Source organism: Corynebacterium sp. Z-1, assembly GCF_031844665.1.
Taxonomy (GTDB): Bacteria; Actinomycetota; Actinomycetes; order Mycobacteriales; family Mycobacteriaceae; genus Corynebacterium; species Corynebacterium sanguinis.
This window is the reverse complement of the sequence record NZ_CP134621.1, coordinates 1,501,015-1,522,291: the sequence shown is the minus strand read 5'-3', so window position 1 is coordinate 1,522,291 and position 21,277 is coordinate 1,501,015. Positions and strand designations below refer to the sequence as shown.

The window sequence follows — 21,277 nt, the reverse complement described above, 5'->3', positions numbered from 1 at the left end:
TGCTTGCCGACGCTCAACTTCACGGTCGCCCCGACTCCGCATTGCGGACTCTGCAGCGGCAGAGTGGCCAGTCCGCATTGCGGACTCCGCAGCAGCAAAGGCAAACTGTGAAAACACTGCACAGAAAGCCACCTGGGTGTTGACGGATTCCGCGCACTCTGCATTGCGGACTCCACCCGGCCCCCGCTAACCAACACTCAATCAAACCCCACCCCAACTCCGCATTGCGGACTCCACACGCAGCCTTGCTTGCCGACGCTCAACTTCACGGTCGTCCCGACTCCGCATTGCGGACTCTACAAACTCCGCAGCGCCAGAGTGACTACTCTACAAACTCCGCAGCGGCAGAGTGACCACTCCGTATTGCGGACTCCACCCGGGAACCCCCACACCCCCACCAACGACAAAACCCGCCACCCACGAAGGGCGACGGGTATGTGCAGCAATTCTTACTGAGCGGTGTCGGTGAGCGGGTTCTTGACCCAGCTCATCATGTCGCGCAGCTCGGCACCGGTCTTCTCGATCGGGTGCTGGGAGATCTTCTCGCGCAGGCCCTCGAGCTCGGTGTTGCCGTTCTCGACGTTGGCGACGAGGCGGCGGGTGAACTCGCCGGACTGGATGTCCTTGAGAACCTCGCGCATGCGCTCCTTCGAGCCTTCGTCGACGACGCGCGGGCCGGAGAGGTAGCCGCCGAACTCAGCGGTGTCGGACACCGAGTAGTTCATGTTGGCAATGCCGCCTTCGTAGATGAGGTCGACGATGAGCTTGATCTCGTGGAGGCACTCGAAGTAAGCCATCTCAGGCTCGTAGCCAGCCTCGGTGAGGACGTCGAAGCCGTTCATGATGAGCTGCTCGAGGCCGCCGCAGAGAACAGCCTGCTCGCCGAAGAGGTCGGTGACGGTCTCAGCCTCGAAGGTGGTCGGGATGACGCCAGCGCGCGCGCCACCGATTGCTGCCGCGTAGGACAGGGCGAGTGCGTGGCCGATGCCGGACGGGTCCTGCTCGACGGCGATCAGGGCGGGGACGCCCTTGCCGTCGGCGAAGGTGCGGCGAACCAGGTGGCCCGGGCCCTTCGGAGCGACCATGGCGACGGTGATGTTGTCGGCCGGCTCGATGAGCTTGAAGTGGATGTTCAGGCCGTGGCCGAAGAACAGTGCGTCTCCGTCGTTAAGGTTCGGCTCGATGTCGTTCTTGAAGATCTCAGCCTGGGAGGTGTCCGGGGCGAGAAGCATGATCACGTCAGCCCACTTGGCTGCCTCGGCATTGGACTTGACCTCGAAGCCAGCCTCTTTCGCTTTCTCGGCGGACTTAGAGCCGTCGCGCAGGCCGATAACGACCTCCACACCGGACTCGCGGAGGTTCTGAGCGTGAGCGTGCCCCTGCGAGCCGTAGCCGATCACGGCGACCTTCTTGCCCTGGATGAGCGAGAGGTCGGCGTCCTTGTCGTAGAAGACTTCGATTGCCATGGAGGAAACCACGTACCTTTCTTAGTATGTGAGACGGTTGTTTCAAATTATGCCACAGTGGGCGTTGGTTCCGAGAGTAGACCGTGCTACTTCGAGGTGCCCATTGCCCTCGGGCCGCGGTTGAGCGCGACCTGCCCCGAGCTGACCAGCTCGCGGATCCCGAAGGTCTCCATCACGTCCAAGAACGCGCGGAGCTTCGAGGGCGTGCCCGTCGCCTCAATCACGACGGACTCCGGGGCCACGTCGACGACGCGGGCGCGGAAGATGTTCGCCGCATCGACAACCTGCGGGCGGTTCGAGTTGTCGGCGTTGACTTTCACCAAAAGGAGAGATCGCGCGATGGTGTTGGCGTCGTCAAGCCGCGTGACCTTGAGCACCTGGATGAGCTTGTGAAGCTGCTTGGTGATCTGCTCGATGTGGTACTCGCTGGCGTCGACGACGATGGTTAGCCGGTTGACACCCTCGGTCTCCGTGTTGGCGGAGACCAGGGAGACCAGGTTGTAGCCGCGGCGGGTGAACAGGGCCGTAACGCGGGTGATGATGCCGTCGAGGTCAAGGACGAGGACGGAGAGGATGTGGCGGTTTGTCTCATCTTTGTTCATGTCAGTTTCCCTTCTCAGTCTCGATCTCAACGACATCGTCGATGTCTTCGGGCGCCTCGCCCGCGGACTCCTCGAGGTCGAAGAACGGGCGGATGTTCATCGCGTACTGGATATCGGAGTTGGACGAACCCGCCGAGATCATCGGCCACACCTGCGCGTCCTCGCCCACGATGAACTCGATGACCACGGGGCGGTCGTTGATTTCGCGCGCGCGCTTAATCGCCGGGAGAACCTCCTCCTCCGTGGTCACGCGGATTGCTTCCGCGCCGAGCGCGTCGGAGAGCTTGACAAAGTCCGGGACGTAGACCTCGCCGCCGAGCTTCGTGTGCGAGTAGTGGCCCCCGTAGAACAGCGTCTGCCACTGGCGGACCATGCCCAGGTTGCCGTTGTTGATCAGGGCGACCTTGAACGGGAAGCCCTCCATCGCAGCTGTGGTGATTTCCTGGTTGGTCATCTGGAAGCAGCCGTCGCCGTCAATCGCCCAGACCTCCTTGTCCGGAGCTCCGGCCTTCGCGCCAAGGGCCGCCGGGATGGCGTAGCCCATCGTGCCCAGACCACCCGAGTTCAGCCAGGTGCGCGGCTTTTCGAAGTCAATGAACTGCGCCGACCACATCTGGTGCTGGCCAACGCCAGCGACGTAGATCGCGTCCGGGCCAACCTCAGCCGAGAGGGTCTCAATGACGTACTGCGGCGACAGGGAGCCGTCCGACTGCGGGTCGTAGCCGCGCGGGAAGCGCTCCTTGAGCTCGTTAAGACGCTCAATCCAGGCGCCGATCTTCGGCGTGGACGCCTTGCCGTCCTTGAACGCGTCGGTCAGCTGCGACAGGACTCGCTTCGCGTCACCGACGATCGGGACGTCGACCTCGCGGATCTTGCCCACCTCGGCGGGGTCGATGTCGGCGTGGATCGTCTTCGCCTCAGGGGCGAAGGTGTCGGTGTCGCCGGTGACGCGGTCGTCGAAACGCGTACCAATGGCGATGAGCAAGTCGGACTCCTGCAGGGCGCCGACCGCGGGGACGGAGCCGTGCATGCCCGGCATGCCCATGTACAGCGGGTGGGACTGCGGGAAGACGCCGAGCGCCATCAGCGTGGTCACCACGGGAACGCCGGTCTCGTTGGCAAACGCGAGCAGCTCCTCGTGGGCCTCCGCCTTGAGCACGCCGCCGCCGATGTAGAGCACCGGGCGCTCGGCCTGGGCGATCATGCGCGCGGCCTGGACGATCTGGCGGGAGTGCGGCTTGGTGTTCGGCTTGTAGCCGGGCAGATCCAGAACCGGCGGCCAGGAGAAGTCGAACTCCTCGTTCTGGACGTCCTTCGGAATGTCCACCAGCACCGGGCCCGGACGGCCCGTCGAGGCGATGTGGTGCGCCTCCGCGATCGCCGCCGGGATCTCGTCGGCGCTGCGCACCATCACGTTGTGCTTGGTAATCGGCATGGTGATGCCGCGAATATCCGCCTCCTGGAAAGCGTCGGTGCCAATGAGCGGCGAGCCGACCTGGCCGGTAATCGCCAGGATCGGGACGGAGTCAAGGTAAGCGTCGGCAATCGCGGTGACCAGGTTGGTCGCACCGGGACCTGAGGTGGCGATGCACACGCCGACCTTGCCGGAAGCCTGGGCGTAACCCGTCGCGGCGTGGCCTGCTCCTTGCTCGTGGCGCACGAGGACGTGGCGCAGCTTCTCGGCGGCAAACAGGGACTCGTACAAAGGAAGGACGGCGCCGCCCGGCAAGCCGAAGACGATGTCAGTGCCCAGCGCTTCCAGGCTGCGGACGACAGCGTCCGCGCCGGTCATACGCTCCGGCGAGACCTCTTCGGGTTTGCGGGCCTTGGGTGAGGGCTTTTTGGAAGCTGCCACGGGAGATAGCTCCTTGTGTTTTTAAGCGGGTGGAGGGGGAGGTAAAAGCAAAAAGACCAAAAACGAATGCCCTCGGTCCAGCACTTCGGTGCTGTCGAGGGCGCTTGTTTGAGGGACTGAAGCAGAAGATCAGACCGCTACGGCAAGCGCCGCACCGGCAATGATTACTACTAGTCGCGAATTGATCATGACCACATCATACACAGCGCTACGGTTTTTAATACTCAACAGGTAGTCATTTGGCGCTACTGTAAGAAAGCACTATGCCGTACGCCTACATCGCCGAAGAAGCCTGGCGCTGGGTCGCCAACACCGGAATCAACCTCGCACTGCTGATTATCCTCGCGATGCTTGTGCCCCGCGCGGGCCGCTTCGCCAACCGGGTCGCTGAACGACGCGCCGACGCCCAAGCGGATAACGACGAGGCGAAAAGCCAGCTGGCCATCGCCGGTGTGGGCATCTATATCGCGCAGGCGATCGCGTTCTTCCTCATCCTGGTCTTCTTCCTGCAAGAGGTCGGGTTCTCGCTCGCCGGCGCAGCGATCCCGGCGACCGTGGTCTCGGCCGCAATCGGTTTCGGCGCGCAGAACATCATCGCCGACTTCCTCGCCGGGTTTTTCATCCTGACGGAAAAGCAGTACGGTGTGGGCGACTTCGTCACCTTTGAAGGCAACGGGATCGAGGTCTCCGGCAACGTCATCCAGATCACGATGCGCGCGACCCAGATCCGCACGATGGAGCAATCGACGATCAGCATCCCCAACTCGACCGCGCGCATCTGCATCAACCAATCCAACTACTGGGCCTCCGCGGTGGTCGTCATCCCGGTCCCGCTGCTCGGCTCGACCAGCGCCGACGAGGCCGTCGCGCGCTCGGAATCGGCCGCCCGCCGCGCGCTGAACCGGGCGGATATTCGCCCCAAGCTTCTCGACGACCTCACGGTGCACCCCGCCGTGGACGTCAACCCTCCTGCCACTGTGGGTATGCCGTGGACGCTGGACATGCGCTTCATCGTGCGCGTTGAGCCGTTGGCGCAGTGGATGGTCGAGCGCGCGATCCGCCTGTCGGTTCTCAACGAGTTCTGGGAGGAGTACGGCTCAGCCACCACCATCGAGGGCACTCGCCTCGACCACGTCGTGGACCACACCGAGCAGTTCAACAGTGTTGACCGCTACCCACCCACCGAGTACATGCCCCCGGTCAGCCCACTGAGCACCCAGCGCAGCGACCACGACGACCTCACCCCCGCCGATCCTGACGAGGACCCGGCGACCGACGTGCTCACCGACGACGAAAAGGCCATGCCGCGCATGGCGTTCGGCGGGGCACTGCGCTTGTCGACGGCCCTCCTCATCGGCGCCTTCATCGTCCTTTTGATCATCCGCGGCCTGACAATCGACCCCGACGGGGAAGGCACCGGCAGCGGCTGGCTCGCCCCGCCACCGGAGAACCCCACCTCGGAGGCTGAGGAGCCGGTCGAGACCACGCCAGCCCAGGCGCCCGCCCCCGCGCCGACCCAGACGCCGACACAGCCGCCGGCTCCGGCACCCAGCACGGCACAGCCGACGGCGCCTCGGACTCCGACTCCGTCGCCCGCAGAAACCAGTACCCAGGGCGAGCCCACGCAGCCGCCAGCCCCGGGCGTGACGGAAGGGGCGTCGATTAGCGAAGCTCCCCCTGCCGAGGCCGGAAACCCACTTGGCTAGCATGTACCCATGACTGATTCGCCCCAGGTTTTCCGCCCCTCCCGAGAACACGTGCTCGCCATCGCGCTGATGACGGGCATTGCGCTGATCGGGATTGCCTGGGCCCCGCTGATTCTCGGCTGGCTGCTGATCATCCCGGCCGCGTACCTCGTCTGGGTCTTTGGATCCGCGACGAAGGTGGACGGCTCGGGCATCGCGGTGAAGTACCCGGTGCGCCCCAACGCCACGATCGCGTGGGAGGACCTATCCGGTATCGCGTTCAAGGGCGCCAGGGCGCTGGCCACCACAACGAGCGGCAAGGAATATCCGATGCCCGGTGTAACGTTTAACTCTATACCCGAGCTTGCTCTGGCTTCCGGGGGTCGCATCCAGGATGTCATCACCGCCTCCGCGGAGGCCGCCGACGGCAAGTACGAGGTCATCGACCGCGAAGGCCGCAAGGTACTTCTCAGCCGCGAGGAGTATGACGAGTACCTGCGCGATCACCCGACCACACCGGGCCCCCGGCCCGACACCACAAAGGAGTAAAAAGCTGTGATCCCCCTACGCTCACGAGTTACCACCGTCGGCCGGCAGGCCGCCGGCGCACGCGCCCTGTGGCGCGCGACCGGCACCGGCGAGAAGGAATTCGGCAAGCCGATCGTGGCCATCGTAAACTCCTACACCCAGTTCGTCCCCGGCCACGTTCACCTGAAAAACGTCGGTGACATCGTCGCCGAGGCCGTCCGCGCTGCCGGTGGCGTGCCTAAGGAGTTCAACACCATCGCGGTCGACGACGGCATCGCGATGGGCCACTCCGGCATGCTGTACTCCCTGCCCTCGCGCGAGATCATCTCCGACTCCGTCGAGTACATGATCAACGCCCACACCGTCGACGCGATGGTGTGCATCTCCAACTGCGACAAGATCACCCCCGGCATGCTCAACGCCGCGATGCGCTTAAACATCCCGGCCGTGTTCGTCTCCGGCGGGCCGATGGAGGCCGGCAAGGCGTTCTCGGTCGGCGGCGTGACCAAGCCGAAGTCCGACCTGATCGACGCGATCTCCCTGTCCGCCAACGACGCCGTCTCCGACTCCGAGCTCGAGTCGATCGCCAACGCGGCCTGTCCGACCTGTGGTTCGTGCTCCGGCATGTTCACCGCGAACTCGATGAACTGCCTCACCGAGGCCCTCGGTTTGTCTCTGCCGGGCAATGGCACCACGCTGGCCACCCACACGGCGCGCCGCGCCCTGTTTGAGAAGGCCGGCGAGGCCATTGTGAAGCTGTGCGACCGCTACTACCGCGAGGGCGACGAGTCGGTACTGCCGCGCTCGGTTGCCACCGTCGACGCGTTCCGCAACGCGATGGCGCTGGACATGGCTATGGGCGGCTCGACAAACACCATCTTGCACATCCTCGCCGCCGCCCAGGAGGGCGAGGTGGACTTCAGCCTCCACGACATCGACGAGCTCTCCCACTCAATCCCCTGCTTGTCCAAGGTCGCCCCGAACGGCGAGGCGCACGTCGAGGACGTTCACCGCGCCGGCGGCATCCCCGCGATCCTCGGCGAGCTCAACCGGGCCGGGCTGCTGAACAAGAACGTTCACACCGTGGCCTACCCCTCGCTGGACGAGTGGCTGGCGGACTGGGACATCCGCGCCGAGTCCCCCCTGCCCGAGGCCATCGAGCTCTACCACGCCGCGCCCGGCGGCAAGCGCACCACCGAGGCGTTTTCGCAGTCTGCGCGCTGGGAGTCGCTGGACACGGACTCCGCCAATGGCGTGATCCACGACGTCGAGCACAGCTTCACCTCCGACGGCGGCCTCGTCGTCCTGCGCGGCAACATCGCCCCCGACGGCGCGATCCTAAAGACCGCGGGCGTCGAGGAGGGCCTGTGGGAATTCAGTGGCCCCGCCCGCGTTCTCGATTCCCAGGAGCAGGCGGTCTCCGTCATCCTCAACCGCGAGGTCCAGGAGGGCGAGGTCATCGTCATCCGTTACGAGGGCCCCGCGGGTGGTCCGGGCATGCAGGAGATGCTGCACCCGACGTCCTTCCTCAAGGGCGCGGGTCTGGGCACGAAGTGCGCCCTGATCACGGACGGTCGCTTCTCTGGCGGCACCTCGGGGCTGTCCATCGGGCACATCTCCCCGGAGGCCGCGCACGGTGGCTTGATCGGCCTTGTGGAAAACGGCGACACCATCAGCATCTCGGTGTCCAACCGCGAGATCCGTCTGGACGTCGATGAGGAGGTCATCGCCGAGCGCCGCGCGAAGATGGAGGCGTCCGAGCGCCCGTGGACGCCGAACCGCACCCGCGAGGTGACCAAGGCGCTGCGCGCCTACGCCAAGATGGCAACCTCCGCCGACAAGGGCGCTGTCCGACAGGTGGACTAGGCTAGCCTGGGTGAAATCCCACCTGCTCACTTTTGTCACGGCCCTCGCCGCGGTGGTCGGCGTCGCGGCGACGGTCATCCTGATGCGCGCGACCGATTTTCCGGTCGACGTGATCATCTACCGGGAGGGCGCCCGCGCCTTCCTCGAGGGCCGTCCGGTGTACTCCGAGCCGATGTACGCCGCCGACGTGGCGCTGCCGTTCATTTACCCGCCGTTCGGCGCGCTCGTGCTCACCCCGCTGGCGATGGCCAGCTGGCTTTCCGACGACGCCTTGGGCAACGTCGTCATCGCGATTTCCGCGGCTGCCCTGCTGCTTTGCGTGTACTTTGTGCTTTGCGCAGTCACCCGCGGCCGCCTTGGCACCCGCCAGTTCATCGCGCTGGTTGCCGTGGCCTGGGCGTTCGGCGTGTGCATCGAACCTATGCGCTTAAACGCCATGTACGCCCAGATCAACGTGGTCATCATGACGCTCGTCGTGCTCGACGTGGTGCCGCGCAAGCGCTGGCTGCCGCAGGGCTCGCTGATTGGCATCGCCGCGGCGATCAAGATCACGCCGCTGGCCATGCTGCTGTTCTTCCTCCTGCGCCGCGATGTGCGCGCGATCCTCGTCGCCGGCGCCTCGGGCCTGATTGCCACGGTGGTCGCCGCCCTCGTGCGCTGGGACGCGACACGCGAGTTCTTCGGCGCGACCCTGCTGAGCATGGGCACGACCTCGGAATTCGGGGTGGATACGACGTATCAGTCCAACAGCTCACTCAAGGGCATGGTGATGCGCTTCTACCCCAGCGGAGAATCGCTCGCCGCGCACGGGTTGTCATCCAACCTAATCTGGGCGGGCCTGAGCGTGGCCACGGTCGTGCTCGGCGGGTGGCTCATGGTCGCGCTCATTCGCCGCGGCATGCTTATCGACGCCGCCCTGGCCAACGCCGTGATCATGCTGCTGATCTCGCCGGTGTCGTGGTCGCACCACTGGGTCTGGCTGGCGTTGATTTTGCCCGTGGCGTGGTGGCGCTGCGCCACCGTTTTGAAGTGGCCCGTGTTCCTCACCGCCGTGGTGGCGGTGTTCACGGTCACCGTCATCGGGGTGCCGCCGAAGTGGTGGTTCGGCGACGCAATCGCGGTACACGAGCTGCCCCTGTGGGCGAAAATCCTGGTCTCCGACTACGTCTGGCTCGGCATAGCGCTGCTGGCCGCGTGGGCGGCGGCGCTACGCGGTGTGCCTGAGCTAGGCGAACGGGTTGATGCCGGTGCCGAACCACCACATCAGCGCGGCGGCGGCGATGCCGAGAGCGGCGAAAATCCAGGACGAGGCGAGCGGGCGGCGCGCCCAGCCGCGTCCTGAGTCTACAGCGTAGAAGCCGGGCCCGGTGAACTGGTGCGCGAGGGCGACGCCGAGCAGGATCACGGCGAGCCACACGTCAGCTCCCCACGCTACGGGGTTGAACCCCGTCCCGGTGTTGGCCGCGGTGTGGGCGGCCATAAAGCCGGTGACGGCGATCGCCACCATCGAGGCGACGGGGCTGAGCAGGCCTAGAACGATGAACACGCCCGCGGCGAGCTCCAGGGTAGGAACGATGACGGCAAGCGCGTTGCCGTAGGCGTAGGCGCCGAACTGCGCTTCCAGGCCAGCGATGCCCTGGGAGGCGCCGAGCTGGAAGAACGTCTGGATGGCGGAGAAGATCAGGTAGCCGCCGAGTACAAAACGCAGGAGCAGAAGCCCGAGGTCGATTGTGCCGCGGCGTGCGTCGACCGCGGTGGCGACGGGTTCTTCGACGTAGGCCGGCTCAATGTAGGCGGGCTCCGCGACGGGCGCGGGCATTGCCGCGTAGTCCGGCTCGATCATCTCGGTCGGCTGGCTTATGGATGAGGGGAACACCTCCGTCGGTGCTGCCTTGCCGGTGCGCTGGTAGATGTCGCTGGTGTTGGCTGGGCGGATCCGCGAGGTGGAGCCGCCTTCGGCGTAGGTGGGGACGTCTTCGAAACCATTGAAGTCGTCGGGCGTGACGTCGTGGAAGTTGTTGTTCGTCATAAGTTAAAAACCTAGGCCAGAGGGTGTGGTTTGCGCCGAAGCGGAATCGGCGCGCCACCGTCAAGTTTTGTTGATCAATCACTTTATTTCGGGGAGACTGGGTTTATGGATAAGTCACAGTGGACAAACGCACCCCAGAACGCCTCGACCGACGGCGCCTTCGAGCGCGACACGACCTATATCGAGGACCGCATTGTCGCGGACGTCGATAAGCAGCATGCCGGAAAGGGCGAGCTCTGGCCCGTCGAATCCGGCCGCTACCGCCTCATGGCCGCGCGAGCCTGCCCCTGGGCCCACCGCACGATCATCGCGCGCCGCCTGCTCGGGCTTGAAGACGCCATCTCGCTCGGGCTGGCCGGGCCGACCCACGACGCGGACTCGTGGGTTTTCGATGTCGACCTGGGCGAGAAGGACCCGGTCACGGGCCTGCACAAGCTCAAGGAGGCCTACGAGAACCGCTTTCCCGACTACCCGAAGGGCATCACCGTGCCCGCCATCGTGGAGGTTGGCACGAACAAGGTGGTTACCAACTGGTTTAAGCAGATCCCCGTCGACTTCAACAACGAGTGGACAGAGTTCCACCGCGAGGGCGCGCCCGACCTCTACCCGGAAGCGCTGCGCGAGGAGATCGACCAGGTGTCCAACCGGGTATATAAGTACGTCAACAACGGCGTCTACCGCTGCGGGTTCGCGGCCTCGCAAGACGCCTACGAGGAGGCCTACTACGAGCTGTGGGAGAACATGGACTGGCTGGAAGAACGCTTAGGCCAGCAACGCTACCTCGTGGGCAACCAGATCACGCTGGCTGACATCTACCTCTACCCCACCCTCGTGCGCTTCGACCCCGTCTACTACGGCCACTTCAAGGCGTCGCGCACCAAGATCGCGGAGATGCCCAACCTGCGCGGCTACCTCCAGGAGTTGTTCCAGCTTCCCGGGTTCGGTGACACCACCGACTTCACCGAGATCAAGCAGCATTACTACATCACGCACGCCGAGGTGAACCCCACCGGCGTGGTCCCGCTCGGCCCCGAGCTCGGCTGGCTGGTGGAGCAGCACGACCGCAACCGCTTTGGCGGCTCCCCCTACGCCGAGGGGGTTACCGCGCCCCGCCCGGTGCGCGAGGGCGAGGAAGTCAAAAACCCGGAACCCTTCCAGCTCTAGCGCTTCGCGAGCAGCTGTCCGGGGCCTTTGCTAGCATATACGGGTTGTAATGTGCCCCTTTTAATTCATAAAGCAGGTTTTGAAACTTCATGAGAAGAGCAGTCAAGGTCGCGCTCGCGTTCGTCGGCCTCCTCGTTGGCGCGGGATTTGCGTCCGGACAGGAAACAATCCAGTATTTCCTCGCGTTCGGCTACTGGGGAATCGTCGGCACGATCGTGGCCGGCTTGGTCATCGTGCTTGTGGGCACGACACTCTTCCAGCTCGGCTCTTACTTCCTGGCCGACGACCACAGCGCCGTGTTCAAGTCGGTCTCCCACCCCGTGGTCGCGCGGTTCATGGATGTCTCCACGATGATCACCCTGTTCGCCATCGGCTTCGTCATGGTCGCGGGCGCGGGCTCCAACCTGGAGCAGCAGTTTGGCTTTCCGACGTGGGCCGGCGCGGCAATCATGACCGTTGCGCTCCTCGCCTCCGGGTTCCTCGACATCGACCGGTTGACCAACGTGATCTCGTCGATCACGCCGTTTCTCATCCTCGCCGTTCTCGGCGCGCTGGTTGTGACCATCCTCAACATGCCCGATAACTTCTCCGCGATCAACGAGCTCGCGATGCAGAACGCACCCGCCTCGGGTGTGGGCAACAACTGGCTGCTGTCCGCTCTGAACTACGCCGCCATGTGCACCATCGTCGCGGTCTCCATGATCCTGGTCATTGCGGGCTCGCAGCTCAACCCGCGCGAGGCGGGCATCGGCGGACTGATTGGCGGCATCATTTTTTCCACGCTGCAGGTGATCTTGGCGTTTATCATCTTCGCCAACATTGAGGACGTCTTCGGTGCAGACCTGCCACTGCTGATGGTGTTTGACAACATGCACCCGGCCGTCGGCGTGGTGGTCGCGCTGGTGATCTACCTGATGATTTACAACACCGCCGTCGGCATGTTCTACGCCATGGCGCGACGGATGTCCGCCACGAACCACAGCCGCTTCCGCCCGATCTACTTCGCCGTGGTGCTGATCGGCTTCGCCCTGTCCTTCATCGGCTTCGCGGACCTGCTCGGCTGGGTCTACCCCATCTTGGGCTACCTCGGCATGGTGCTTATCGCGGTGATGGTCTTCGTGTGGTTCAGGGACCGCACGCTAATCAAGAACGAGACGCAGCGCCGCGAGCGCCTCGCCGCCCTAGCAGAGAAGGCGCTGGACCCGACCGAGCGCGACCTCACTGACAACCAGCGCGCGGAGGTGGAAGAGCTCGCCGCTCAGTCGCACGTTGAGGAGAACACGCTGTGGCAGTCGGTGCAGGAAGAGGTCGCGGCAACTCTGGATGCCGATCCTGCGAGTGAGTTCTCGCTGGAGGAGACCCCCGCCCTTGACCCTGAGTCCAAGGAATACGAAGGCGCGCCCGAGCCGACCACCGACGCCCCCATCGATTGGAGGGCCTACGACGAGGTGTACAAGACCGGCAGCTTCCCCGCCGTGCGCCCGGCCGATAAGGCCGGGCAGGGCGACTAGCCCAGCTTCTGGGCGATCAGCCGGTTAACCTGGCCCGGATCCGCCTTGCCCTGGGTCGCCTTCATCACGGCACCCACGATCGCGCCGGTAACCTTCTTGTTGCCGGCGCGGTACTTTTCCACGATGTCGGGGTTGGCCGCCAGCGCCTCGTCGACGGCCTTCTCGATCGCGGAATCGTCGCGAACAACTTCTAGCCCTCGCTTCTCGACGACCTCATCAACGCTGCCCTCGCCCGCAATCACGCCGTCGATGGCCTGGCGCGCAAGCTTCGTGGTCAGCTTGCCTTCCTTCACCAGCGCAACGACGCGCGCGACATCCGCCGGGCTCACGCCAATCGTGTCAAGGTCTTTGCCCTGCTCGTTGGCCTTGGCCATGATGTAGGACACCCACCACGCGCGCGCTTCGTCGGGGGTGGTTCCCGCCTCGACGGTATCGACGACCAGGTCCAGCGCGCCGGCGTTGACGAGGTCGCGGAACTCCTTCTCCGGCAGCTGCCACTCCTCCTGGATGCGAGCGCGTCGCACCCACGGCAGCTCCGGCAGAGTCGCGCGGATCTCGTCGACCCACTCCGGCTTGGCGATCACCGGGGGCAGGTCGGGATCATTGAAGTAGCGGTAGTCGGAGGCCTCTTCCTTGGGGCGGCCCTTGGAGGTGGAGCCGTCCTTCTCCTGGTAGTGGCGCGTTTCCTGGACAATCTCCCCACCGCTGTCGAGCACCTGGGCCTGGCGCTGCATCTCGAAGCGCACGGCCTGCTCGACGGACTTCAGCGAGTTGATGTTCTTCGTCTCGGTGCGGGTGCCGAACTTCTCCTGGCCGATGGGCCGCAGCGACACGTTGGCGTCGCAACGCATGGAGCCCTGATCCATGCGCGCGTCGGACACGCCGAGGGCCTTGACCAACTCACGCAGTGCGCTTACGTAGGCCTTGGCTACCTCGGGGGCGCGCTCGCCGGCGCCGATGATCGGCTTGGTCACGATCTCGATCAGCGGTATTCCCGCGCGGTTGCAGTCGACCAGCGAGGCGGTGGCACCCGTGATGCGGCCGGAAGCCGACCCGAGGTGGGTGAGCTTGCCGGTGTCTTCCTCCATATGCGCGCGCTCGATCTCGACGCGCCACTCGGTGCCGTCGTCAAGCAGCACATCGAGGTAGCCGTCGTAGGCGATGGGCTCGTCGTACTGCGAGATCTGGTAGTTCTTCGGCTGATCCGGGTAGAAGTAGTTCTTTCGCGCGAACCGCGAACTCTCGGCGATCGTGCAGTTCAGCGCCAGGCCGATCTTGATGGCCCACTCCACGCCCTTGGCGTTGACGACAGGCAGCGCACCCGGCAGGCCGAGCGAGACCGGGTCGATATTGCTATTCGGCGCCGCCCCGAAATGCGCGGACGAGGTGGAGAACATTTTCGTCTCCGTCGCCAGCTCGACGTGCACCTCCAAACCCATCACGGGGTCGTACTTCTCCAGGACGTCGTCAAAATCCATCAGGTCGTAGGCAGTCATGGGTGACAGTCTAGTTCGCCGCGCTCAGCGCGACGGCAATGGAGGGCGTAGGTGGGGTGCGGTGGCGCGGCGTCTTTGATGGTCGGGGGTTTTAGTCTTTGCAGCCGCGGGTTGGTTTCCATGGCGGCGGTGGACACGTTAACCGCTCGTTAACCGGAGTCCGCAATGTGGAGTCGAAAGGGAGAGGCTGACCGGTGGGTGAGGCTACTCCGCAAGGCGGACAAGGGCCTCGAGCGCCGTTCAGCGCACGTTTACGAAAGTCCGCAGTGCGGACTCGGGAAGGAGAGGCGGACGACTTCGCGGGGTGAGCCCCGACCCGAGCGACGTTCACCGCGTGTTAACCAGAGTCCGCAGTGCAGACTCGAAGGGGAGAAACCGGCTGCTTCGCAGTGTGGGCATGGATCGGGGCTGGGCACTGGCGTTCATCGCACGTTAACCAGAGTCCGCAATGCAGACTCGAAAGGGACATACCGAGACACGTCCCCCGGGCAGACCACGACCTCAAACCCAGTTCACCGCACGTTAACCTAAGACCGCAATGCTGACCCGAAAAGGACACACGGGCGTCACCCCCGCGACAGCCGCGCCTCCAGCCCGCACTTCACCGCTGGCCACTCGTAGTCGAGGATGGAGTAGATGCACGAGTCGCGCACGGTGCCGTTGTTCATTACTCGGTGGCGTCGTAAAGTGCCCTCGTGCTTGGCTCCGAGCTTTTCCAGTGAGCGCCGCGACTGGATGTTCATCGAGTGGCAGCGAAACTCCGCGCGCATGAAACCGAGCTCTTCAAAGACGCGGGTGAGAACCAGCAGCTTGAGCGCGGGGTTGACCAAGCCGCCCTGAGCGTCCCGGGAGATCCAGGTGTAGCCGAGCTCGCAGTGCCGGTTGCGCTGGTCGATGTTGTAGAAGCAGGTCACACCGATGGCGTGGCCGTCGCGAAGCACTGCCCACGGCACGTAGTTGTCGCTGCCGGTAAGGAACTCGATCTGCGCATCCACCCCGTCGGGCGCAGGGACGTGATCGACGTACCAGGTTGTGCCCAAGTCCCCCACGGCGGCGCGCAGGTCTGCGGCGTGGGCGGCAGAGAGCGCTTCCAAGCTGATGAAGCGGTTGTGCATGGTCACCGCCTCGCGCGGGTTCGGTGTCGAGGTCATGCTTTTAAAGTTTACGTGCGGCGCGCTCGTCCACGCGGCGGGCGATGAGCACGGCGATGGCGCCGGAAAGGTTGTGCCACACCGAGAACACCGCCCCGGGCAGCGCCGCGAGCGGGCTGAGGTAGGTCGCGGCCAAGGTGGCGGCGAGACCGGAGTTCTGCATCCCCACCTCGATGGCCATGGTGCGGCTGACGGGTTCGGGTTGGCGGGTGAGCTTGCCGGTAAGGTAGCCCAGCACCAGCCCGGCCATATTGTGAATCACCACGGCCGCGAGCACGATCAGGCCCGCCTCGACGATCTTGTCGCGGGAGCCGAAGACCACGATCGCCACAATCGTCGAAATTGCAACGACGGAGATCCACGGCAGCACCGGCAGGATAGCCTCCACCACCTTCGGAGCCACCGTCCGCAGCACCAAGCCCAGAACGACGGGCACGAACACCATCTTCAGAATGGTCAGCGCCATCGATGAGGCGCTGACCGGCATGTACTGCCCCGCCAGCCACAGGGTCAGCACCGGGGTGATCAGCGGGGCCAGCAGCGTCGACACCGAGGTCATGGTGACGGACAGGGCGACGTCGCCACGCGCAAGATAGCTAACGACGTTCGATGAGGTGCCGCCGGGCGCACAGCCGACCAGAATCACGCCCGCCGCGATCTCCTTCGGCAGGCCGAGCAGGAAGGTCACAGCCACCGCGAGCGCGGGCATGATGACGAACTGCGCGATTACGCCGATCAGCACGGGCAAGGGGCGGCGCGCGACGAGGGCGAAGTCAACCGGGCGCAGGGTCAGGCCCATGCCGAACATGACGATGCCGAGCAGCCAGGTTGTCCACCCAGAGATCGGCTCGATCACCGCCGGGGCGAAGTAGCCGAGCGCGCCGCCCGCGATGACGAGCAGCGGGAAGCCGAGCGCAGCGATGTAGGCGGAGCGATCGGCGCGGAGATCCTGTGAGCTGTCCATGACATGGGATGCTAGTCCCAACAGCTGGAACTACCCAAACATGGTCTGGGCCGTACGGTAGCGGCCCTCCGGCACCTGCTTCAGGTGCGCCACCGCGCTTTCGAGCGGCACCAGCTCAATGTTCTCGCCGTGCAGCGCGACGCAGGTGTCAAATTTGCCCTCGTGAACAGCGCGCGCGGCGTTGACGCCGTAACGTGTGGCCAGCACGCGGTCGTAGGCGGTTGGCGTGCCGCCGCGCTGGATGTGCCCAAGGACGGTGGTGCGAACGTCGTAGCCCAAGCGCGATTTGATCTCGTCGGCAATGATCTGGCCCATGCCGTTGAACGTTTTGTGGCCGAACTCGTCCTCCTCGCCCAGGCCCGCGTCCATCGTGCCCTCCTTGGGCACCGCGCCCTCGGCGACGACGATGATGCCGTACTTCTCCCCCATCTGGAATCGCCGCTCCATCGCCTTGCAAATCTCCGCGATGTCGAAGGGCTGCTCCGGGATCACGGTGTAGTGCGCCCCGCCGGCCATGCCTGCGTGCAGCGCGATCCACCCGACATGGCGGCCCATAACCTCGACGATGAGAATGCGGTTGTGCGACTCCGCGGTGGTGTGCAGGCGGTCGATGGCGTCAGTGGCCACGCTGACTGCGGTATCGAAGCCAAAGGTGTAGTCGGTCGCCGCGACGTCATTGTCAATGGTCTTGGGCACGCCGACGACCGGGATGCCGTTGTCGGAGAGCCACTTCGCGCCCTTGAGGGTGCCCTCCCCGCCGATGGCGATCAGGGCATCGACGCCGGCGTCGTCAAGATTGCGCTTGATCGTGTCCAGTCCCGCCTTGAACTTGTCCGGGTGGAGGCGGCCAGTGCCCAGGATCGTACCGCCACGCAGCAGGATCGAGTCGATGAACGCGTCGTCGTAAAGGTCGATCCGGCGGTCCTCGATGAGGCCGACCCAACCATCTAGGTACCCGACCACGGTGGAGCCGTACTGAGAGCTGGCGGTACGGACAATTCCGCGGATCACCGCGTTGAGCCCCGGGCAGTCTCCACCTGATGTGAGTGTGGCAAGTCGCATGGTGTATACCCTAGCGGGTTTTGGCGGTCACGTCCCTGCGCAGGAATGCCGTGCTGACAAGCCCCAACAGCATAGCCGTCAGCGGCAACACGATCGCGGGGGCCGCGGTAGAGGAAACATCGCCGCCGGCGAGCACTGCCCCCACCAGCGCCACGCCCAGCACGGACCCGACCTGGCGCACAGTGTTGTACAGCCCCGATGCGGCACCTGCCGCCTGATCGGGCACGAACCGCATGGTGGTTGTCGCGTTCGGCGCCCACACAAACGCGCTGCCCACGCCGAGCAGCGACGTCACCGCGGCGAAGAGCAGTGCAGGCGCGCCCGTGTGCATCACCCACCACGCGAGCCCCAAACCCGCGGCCATAAACCCGAACCCCACCGCCGACAGCACGCGCGGGCTCACCCGATCACTGAGCTCGCCGGCATACGGAGTCAGCGCCATCGCGAGCAGCGACATCGGCGCCGTGAGCAGGCCAGCGCTTGTCGACGCCACCCCGGCCACGCCCTGCAGCCAATACATCACAGGGATGAACATCGAAGCCACGGCGAAACCCATCGTGGCAATGCCGAACGTGCCCGCCGCGAAGTTGCCGTCCGAAAACAGTCGCACCGGCACCAGCGCGTCGTCTCCCCCGCGCGCCTGGATAGCTAAGAACACTGCGAGCAGGGCCGCGCCAATGAACGCCGGGGCCCAGGCCAGGAACTGGATACCGTAGACCAGTGCGCCGAGTCCGGCGAGGGAGAGGGCGGTGGACAGGGCGTCGATACGCGCGGGCGAGACCGGCAGCTGGGGCAGAAACTTAAGCGCCAAGACGAGGCCGACCAGCGCGATTGCGGCCTGGGCGGCGAAGGCTGTGCGCCAGCCGGCGCCGACGAGGATGCCACCGAGGATGGGTCCGAGCAGTGAGCCGACGGAGCCGACGACGCCCCACACCGCGAAGACTCTGCCGCGCCGGTCGTTAGGCACGAACCGGTTAATCATGCCGAAGGCTTGGGGCAAAAATGCCGCGCAGCCGAGGCCTTGGAGCGCGCGGGCCGCGACGAGCGAGGCCAGGGACCACGACGCGGCGGCGAGCAACAGCGCGCCGAGGTAGAGCGCGATGCCGGCGATGAAGATGCGGCGTTGACCGAAGCGGTCGCCGAGGCGGCCCGCAACCGGCATGGGCACCACGGTGCAGATGAGGTAGACGCTGGTCAGCCACACCGCCGCGCCGACGCCGAAGGGCAGGTGCGGTGTGAGTACGGGCATGATCCCCTGATCGACCATGATCAGGAGGTAGCCCGTGGCAAGCGCCGCAAGCGCAGAGACTGGCGAGCTAGCGGCGTCCGGCTTCAAAGGCTGCACCGACGCGATACATCTTGTCGTCCTCGAAGGCTGGGGCGATGATCTGCAGGCCGACGGGCAGGTTCGTATCCGGGGCGGTGCCCGCGGGCACGGACATGCCGGGCAGGCCAGCGAGGTTCAGCGGCAGCGTGAACAGGTCGAAGTTGTACATGGCCAGCGGGTCGTCGACCTTGTCGCCGAGCTTGAACGCCGTGGTGGGCACGGACGGGCCGGCGATGACGTCGACGCTGTCGAAGGCACGGGCGAAGTCGCGGGCAACGAGTGTGCGCACGCGCTGCGCCTGCAGGTAGTAGGCGTCGTAGTAACCCACCGACAGGGCGTATGTGCCCAGGATGATGCGGCGCTTGACCTCGTCGCCGAAGCCCTCGCCGCGGGTCAGCGCCATGACCTCCTCGGCCGAGCGGGAGCCGTCGTCGCCGCGGCGCTGGCCGTAGCGCATGCCGTCGAAACGCGCGAGGTTCGACGACACCTCGGAGGTCTGGATCAGGTAGTAGGCGCCGATGACGTTGTCGAAGTTGGGGCAGTCGACCTCGACGATCTCCGCGCCCTGGCGTTCGAGCTGGGCGAACGCGGCGTCGACGACCTCGTTGACGCCGTCCTGGGTGCCGGGGCGGGCGAACTGCTTGACGCGGCCGATTTTCACACCGCTGAGATCGCCCGAGGCGCCCTCGCGCGCTGCAGCGACCACGGGCGGGACCGCGCGGTCGACGGAGGTGGCGTCGAACTCGTCGTGGCCGGCGATGATCTCGTGCAGCAGCGCCGTGTCGAGCACGTTATTGGCGCAGGGGCCGACCTGGTCGAGCGAGGAGGCGTTGGCGATCACGCCGTAGCGCGACACCCCGCCGTAGGTCGGCTTGGCGCCAACGGTGCCGGTCAGGGACGCGGGCTGGCGGATCGAGCCGCCCGTGTCCGTGCCGATGCCCAGCGGCGCCTGCCCGGCAGCCAGCGCGGCCGCGGTGCCGGAGCCGGAGCCGCCGGGCACGCGGGTGATGTCGTGCGGGTTCTTCGTCGGGTAGTAGGCGGAGTTCTCACCGGAGGAGCCCATCGCGAACTCGTCCAAGTTGGTTTTTCCGATGATCGGGATGCCAGCTTCGCGCAGCTTGGTTACCACGGTCGCGTCATAGGGGCTGATGTAGCCTTCCAGCAGCTTGGATGCTGCGGTGGTCGGCGCATCGGTGGTCACCAGCAGGTCTTTCAGCGCCAACGGCACGCCGGCCAGCGCGGAGGCGGGGGCTTGACCGGCTTCGACCTGGGCGTCGACGGCGTCGGCGGCGGCGAGCGCGGCGTCTGCGCTGACGTGGAGGAACGCGCCCAACTCCGCGTCGGTCTCCGCGATGCGGTCCGCAAACGCCTGGGTGACCTCGCGCGAGGTCACCTCGCCGGCCTGGATCTTGGCGGCGAGCTCGTGCGCGGGCAGAGCGATGAGCCCGTCGGCGGGAATGACGTAGTTGGTCATGGTTAGTCCCCTTCTCCCAGAATCTGCGGCACCACGAAGCGCTCTTCCTCCACGGCAGGGGCTTGGTCCAGCGCCTGCGCTTGGGTCAGCGTCTTTTTCTCCACGTCCTCGCGCATCCCGACGTCGATGGAGTGCGGGTGGCTCATCGGCGTCACGCCTTCGGTGTCGACTTGGCGCACCTTGGACACGGCGTCGACGATGTGGTCGAGCTGCGGCGCGATCTGGTCGAGCTCCTCATCGCTCAGCGCGATGCGGGCCAGACGCGCGATGCGCGAGACCTCGTCTCTGGAAATTTCGGACAATGTCTTTCCTAACCTTGGAGATGAAAACGACCTCATCTTACGTCACGGCCCAGACACTCCGGTTGGGGGCGGTGTTTGGGCGCGGTGATATAACTTGTGTTATGTCTTACCTCATCCGCGTCCACCTGCCGGACGTCCCGGGCAGCCTCGGCGAGCTTGCCGAGGCTTTCGGCATGATCGATGCCGACATTCGATCCGTGGACATCGTTCAGATGGATCGCGCGGGGGTAGTCACCGATGACATCGTCGTCGAGCTGCCTACGGGCACGCTTGTCGACGCCCTCATCACCGCAGCCAGCTCAATCGAGGGCGCGGAGGTCGACTCGATTCGCCCGTTCACGGGCACGGTGGATCGCCGCGGCCAGATCCAGATGCTCGCCCGAATCGCCGACACCACGGGCGACGTCACCGCCGCAGCCCACGAGCTGGTCAGCGTGATGCCGCAGGCCATGACGTCGTCGTGGGCGGTGGTGCTGCGCGACACGTCCGAGGGGCTGGAGCGCGTCGCGGCCTCCCAGGCGGCGCCGGGTGACGACGGTTCCAAGCCCACGCTCGTCGACGTCACCACGGCGCGGATCTTGCAGCGCGACTCCGACACCTGGGTGCCGGAGTCGTGGTGGCTGCTGGACACCACACTGGCGATCACGCCCCTGGCCGGCACGGACCTGGTGCTCGTCGTCGGACGCGTTGGTGGCCCCGACTTCCTCGCCTCCGAGGTCACGCAAATCCGGGACTTGGGCCACATCATCGGCGCGATGCTACGGTAGCTGATCCCCAGCGCGTCGGTGAAGAAAT

The 21,277-nt window shown here is 65.5% G+C and carries 18 protein-coding genes; 7 read left to right on the top strand and 11 right to left on the bottom strand.

Annotated elements, in window-relative coordinates; all coding sequences use genetic code 11:
- Positions 1 to 449 precede the first annotated feature (449 nt).
- The 3 genes from ilvC to RIU96_RS07430 form a co-directional block, all read right to left on the bottom strand.
- A complete protein-coding gene (ilvC, locus tag RIU96_RS07440; RefSeq protein WP_311204823.1) occupies positions 450 to 1,466 on the bottom strand; it encodes a ketol-acid reductoisomerase in 1,017 nt (338 codons plus the stop codon).
- 86 nt (positions 1,467 to 1,552) lie between these two features.
- On the bottom strand, positions 1,553 to 2,068 hold the full coding sequence (gene ilvN / locus RIU96_RS07435) for an acetolactate synthase small subunit (protein ID WP_259812657.1): 516 nt from the start codon (positions 2,066 to 2,068) through the stop codon (positions 1,553 to 1,555).
- Position 2,069: 1 nt separating this feature from the next.
- On the bottom strand, positions 2,070 to 3,923 hold the full coding sequence (locus RIU96_RS07430) for an acetolactate synthase large subunit (RefSeq protein ID WP_144742062.1): 1,854 nt from the start codon (positions 3,921 to 3,923) through the stop codon (positions 2,070 to 2,072).
- Between the two features lie 263 nt (positions 3,924 to 4,186).
- Here RIU96_RS07430 and RIU96_RS07425 point away from each other — a divergent pair, with 263 nt between their 5' ends.
- From RIU96_RS07425 to RIU96_RS07410, 4 genes are read left to right on the top strand one after another with little or no spacing between them, the layout of a single operon-like run.
- On the top strand, positions 4,187 to 5,629 hold the full coding sequence (locus RIU96_RS07425) for a mechanosensitive ion channel family protein (RefSeq protein WP_144778805.1): 1,443 nt from the start codon (positions 4,187 to 4,189) through the stop codon (positions 5,627 to 5,629).
- Positions 5,630 to 5,638: 9 nt separating this feature from the next.
- Positions 5,639 to 6,157, top strand: a complete 519-nt coding sequence (locus RIU96_RS07420; protein ID WP_136653528.1) for a PH domain-containing protein — start codon at positions 5,639 to 5,641, stop codon at positions 6,155 to 6,157.
- Positions 6,158 to 6,163: 6 nt separating this feature from the next.
- Complete coding sequence (gene ilvD, locus RIU96_RS07415) at positions 6,164 to 8,002, top strand: dihydroxy-acid dehydratase (RefSeq protein WP_311204822.1); 1,839 nt, start codon at positions 6,164 to 6,166, stop codon at positions 8,000 to 8,002.
- 10 nt (positions 8,003 to 8,012) lie between these two features.
- A complete protein-coding gene (locus tag RIU96_RS07410; RefSeq protein ID WP_136653532.1) occupies positions 8,013 to 9,344 on the top strand; it encodes a glycosyltransferase family 87 protein in 1,332 nt (443 codons plus the stop codon).
- Here RIU96_RS07410 and RIU96_RS07405 read toward each other — a convergent pair.
- On the bottom strand, positions 9,228 to 10,031 hold the full coding sequence (locus tag RIU96_RS07405) for a DoxX family protein (protein WP_144318382.1): 804 nt from the start codon (positions 10,029 to 10,031) through the stop codon (positions 9,228 to 9,230). The genes RIU96_RS07410 and RIU96_RS07405 overlap by 117 nt on opposite strands.
- Before the next feature lie 105 nt (positions 10,032 to 10,136).
- Here RIU96_RS07405 and RIU96_RS07400 point away from each other — a divergent pair, with 105 nt between their 5' ends.
- Positions 10,137 to 11,195, top strand: coding sequence for a glutathione S-transferase family protein (locus tag RIU96_RS07400; RefSeq protein ID WP_311204821.1), 1,059 nt, complete (start codon positions 10,137 to 10,139; stop codon positions 11,193 to 11,195).
- A gap of 89 nt (positions 11,196 to 11,284) precedes the next feature.
- The gene (locus RIU96_RS07395) at positions 11,285 to 12,706 is read left to right on the top strand and encodes a YkvI family membrane protein (protein WP_136653538.1); all 1,422 of its coding nucleotides are present in this window, start codon (positions 11,285 to 11,287) and stop codon (positions 12,704 to 12,706) included.
- Here the strand turns inward: RIU96_RS07395 and gatB are convergent.
- The 7 genes from gatB to gatC all read right to left on the bottom strand — a co-directional run bounded on the left by gatB (position 12,703) and on the right by gatC (position 20,482).
- Positions 12,703 to 14,202, bottom strand: a complete 1,500-nt coding sequence (gatB, locus tag RIU96_RS07390) for an Asp-tRNA(Asn)/Glu-tRNA(Gln) amidotransferase subunit GatB (RefSeq protein ID WP_311204820.1) — start codon at positions 14,200 to 14,202, stop codon at positions 12,703 to 12,705. The genes RIU96_RS07395 and gatB overlap by 4 nt on opposite strands.
- Before the next feature lie 566 nt (positions 14,203 to 14,768).
- On the bottom strand, positions 14,769 to 15,353 hold the full coding sequence (locus RIU96_RS07385) for a GNAT family N-acetyltransferase (RefSeq protein WP_136653542.1): 585 nt from the start codon (positions 15,351 to 15,353) through the stop codon (positions 14,769 to 14,771).
- Positions 15,354 to 15,357: 4 nt separating this feature from the next.
- Positions 15,358 to 16,317 carry a bile acid:sodium symporter family protein gene (locus RIU96_RS07380; RefSeq protein ID WP_311204819.1) on the bottom strand — a complete coding sequence of 320 codons (960 nt, stop codon included), beginning with the start codon at positions 16,315 to 16,317 and terminating at the stop codon, positions 15,358 to 15,360.
- A 30-nt stretch (positions 16,318 to 16,347) separates the two neighbouring features.
- Complete coding sequence (locus RIU96_RS07375) at positions 16,348 to 17,379, bottom strand: 6-phosphofructokinase (RefSeq protein WP_136653546.1); 1,032 nt, start codon at positions 17,377 to 17,379, stop codon at positions 16,348 to 16,350.
- 10 nt (positions 17,380 to 17,389) lie between these two features.
- Entirely contained in the window at positions 17,390 to 18,724 is a 1,335-nt protein-coding gene (locus tag RIU96_RS07370; protein WP_259790399.1) for an MFS transporter, read from the bottom strand.
- Positions 18,696 to 20,180 (bottom strand): Asp-tRNA(Asn)/Glu-tRNA(Gln) amidotransferase subunit GatA, encoded by a 1,485-nt coding sequence (gatA, locus tag RIU96_RS07365; RefSeq protein ID WP_259790402.1) that lies wholly within the window; start codon positions 20,178 to 20,180, stop codon positions 18,696 to 18,698. Before gatA ends, RIU96_RS07370 begins: the two co-directional genes overlap by 29 nt.
- A gap of 2 nt (positions 20,181 to 20,182) precedes the next feature.
- On the bottom strand, positions 20,183 to 20,482 hold the full coding sequence (gene gatC / locus RIU96_RS07360) for an Asp-tRNA(Asn)/Glu-tRNA(Gln) amidotransferase subunit GatC (protein WP_144778811.1): 300 nt from the start codon (positions 20,480 to 20,482) through the stop codon (positions 20,183 to 20,185).
- Between the two features lie 101 nt (positions 20,483 to 20,583).
- On the opposite strand from gatC, the gene RIU96_RS07355 reads away from it, so the two are divergent.
- Positions 20,584 to 21,249, top strand: a complete 666-nt coding sequence (locus RIU96_RS07355) for an ACT domain-containing protein (RefSeq protein ID WP_136653552.1) — start codon at positions 20,584 to 20,586, stop codon at positions 21,247 to 21,249.
- The last annotated feature ends 28 nt before the right edge of the window (positions 21,250 to 21,277 follow it).

Excerpts from the sequence above, each read along its gene's own strand:
- RIU96_RS07355 (WP_136653552.1), top strand. The coding sequence starts at position 20,584 with ATGTCTTACCTCATCCGCGTCCACCTGCCGGACGTCCCGGGCAGCCTC.
- ilvC (WP_311204823.1), bottom strand. The coding sequence starts at position 1,466 with ATGGCAATCGAAGTCTTCTACGACAAGGACGCCGACCTCTCGCTCATC.
- ilvN (WP_259812657.1), bottom strand. The coding sequence starts at position 2,068 with ATGAACAAAGATGAGACAAACCGCCACATCCTCTCCGTCCTCGTCCTT.
- RIU96_RS07385 (WP_136653542.1), bottom strand. The coding sequence starts at position 15,353 with ATGACCTCGACACCGAACCCGCGCGAGGCGGTGACCATGCACAACCGC.
- RIU96_RS07395 (WP_136653538.1), top strand. The coding sequence starts at position 11,285 with ATGAGAAGAGCAGTCAAGGTCGCGCTCGCGTTCGTCGGCCTCCTCGTT.
- RIU96_RS07425 (WP_144778805.1), top strand. The coding sequence starts at position 4,187 with ATGCCGTACGCCTACATCGCCGAAGAAGCCTGGCGCTGGGTCGCCAAC.
- gatA (WP_259790402.1), bottom strand. The coding sequence starts at position 20,180 with ATGACCAACTACGTCATTCCCGCCGACGGGCTCATCGCTCTGCCCGCG.
- RIU96_RS07375 (WP_136653546.1), bottom strand. The coding sequence starts at position 17,379 with ATGCGACTTGCCACACTCACATCAGGTGGAGACTGCCCGGGGCTCAAC.
- gatB (WP_311204820.1), bottom strand. The coding sequence starts at position 14,202 with ATGACTGCCTACGACCTGATGGATTTTGACGACGTCCTGGAGAAGTAC.
- RIU96_RS07400 (WP_311204821.1), top strand. The coding sequence starts at position 10,137 with ATGGATAAGTCACAGTGGACAAACGCACCCCAGAACGCCTCGACCGAC.
- RIU96_RS07420 (WP_136653528.1), top strand. The coding sequence starts at position 5,639 with ATGACTGATTCGCCCCAGGTTTTCCGCCCCTCCCGAGAACACGTGCTC.
- RIU96_RS07380 (WP_311204819.1), bottom strand. The coding sequence starts at position 16,317 with ATGGACAGCTCACAGGATCTCCGCGCCGATCGCTCCGCCTACATCGCT.
- RIU96_RS07405 (WP_144318382.1), bottom strand. The coding sequence starts at position 10,031 with ATGACGAACAACAACTTCCACGACGTCACGCCCGACGACTTCAATGGT.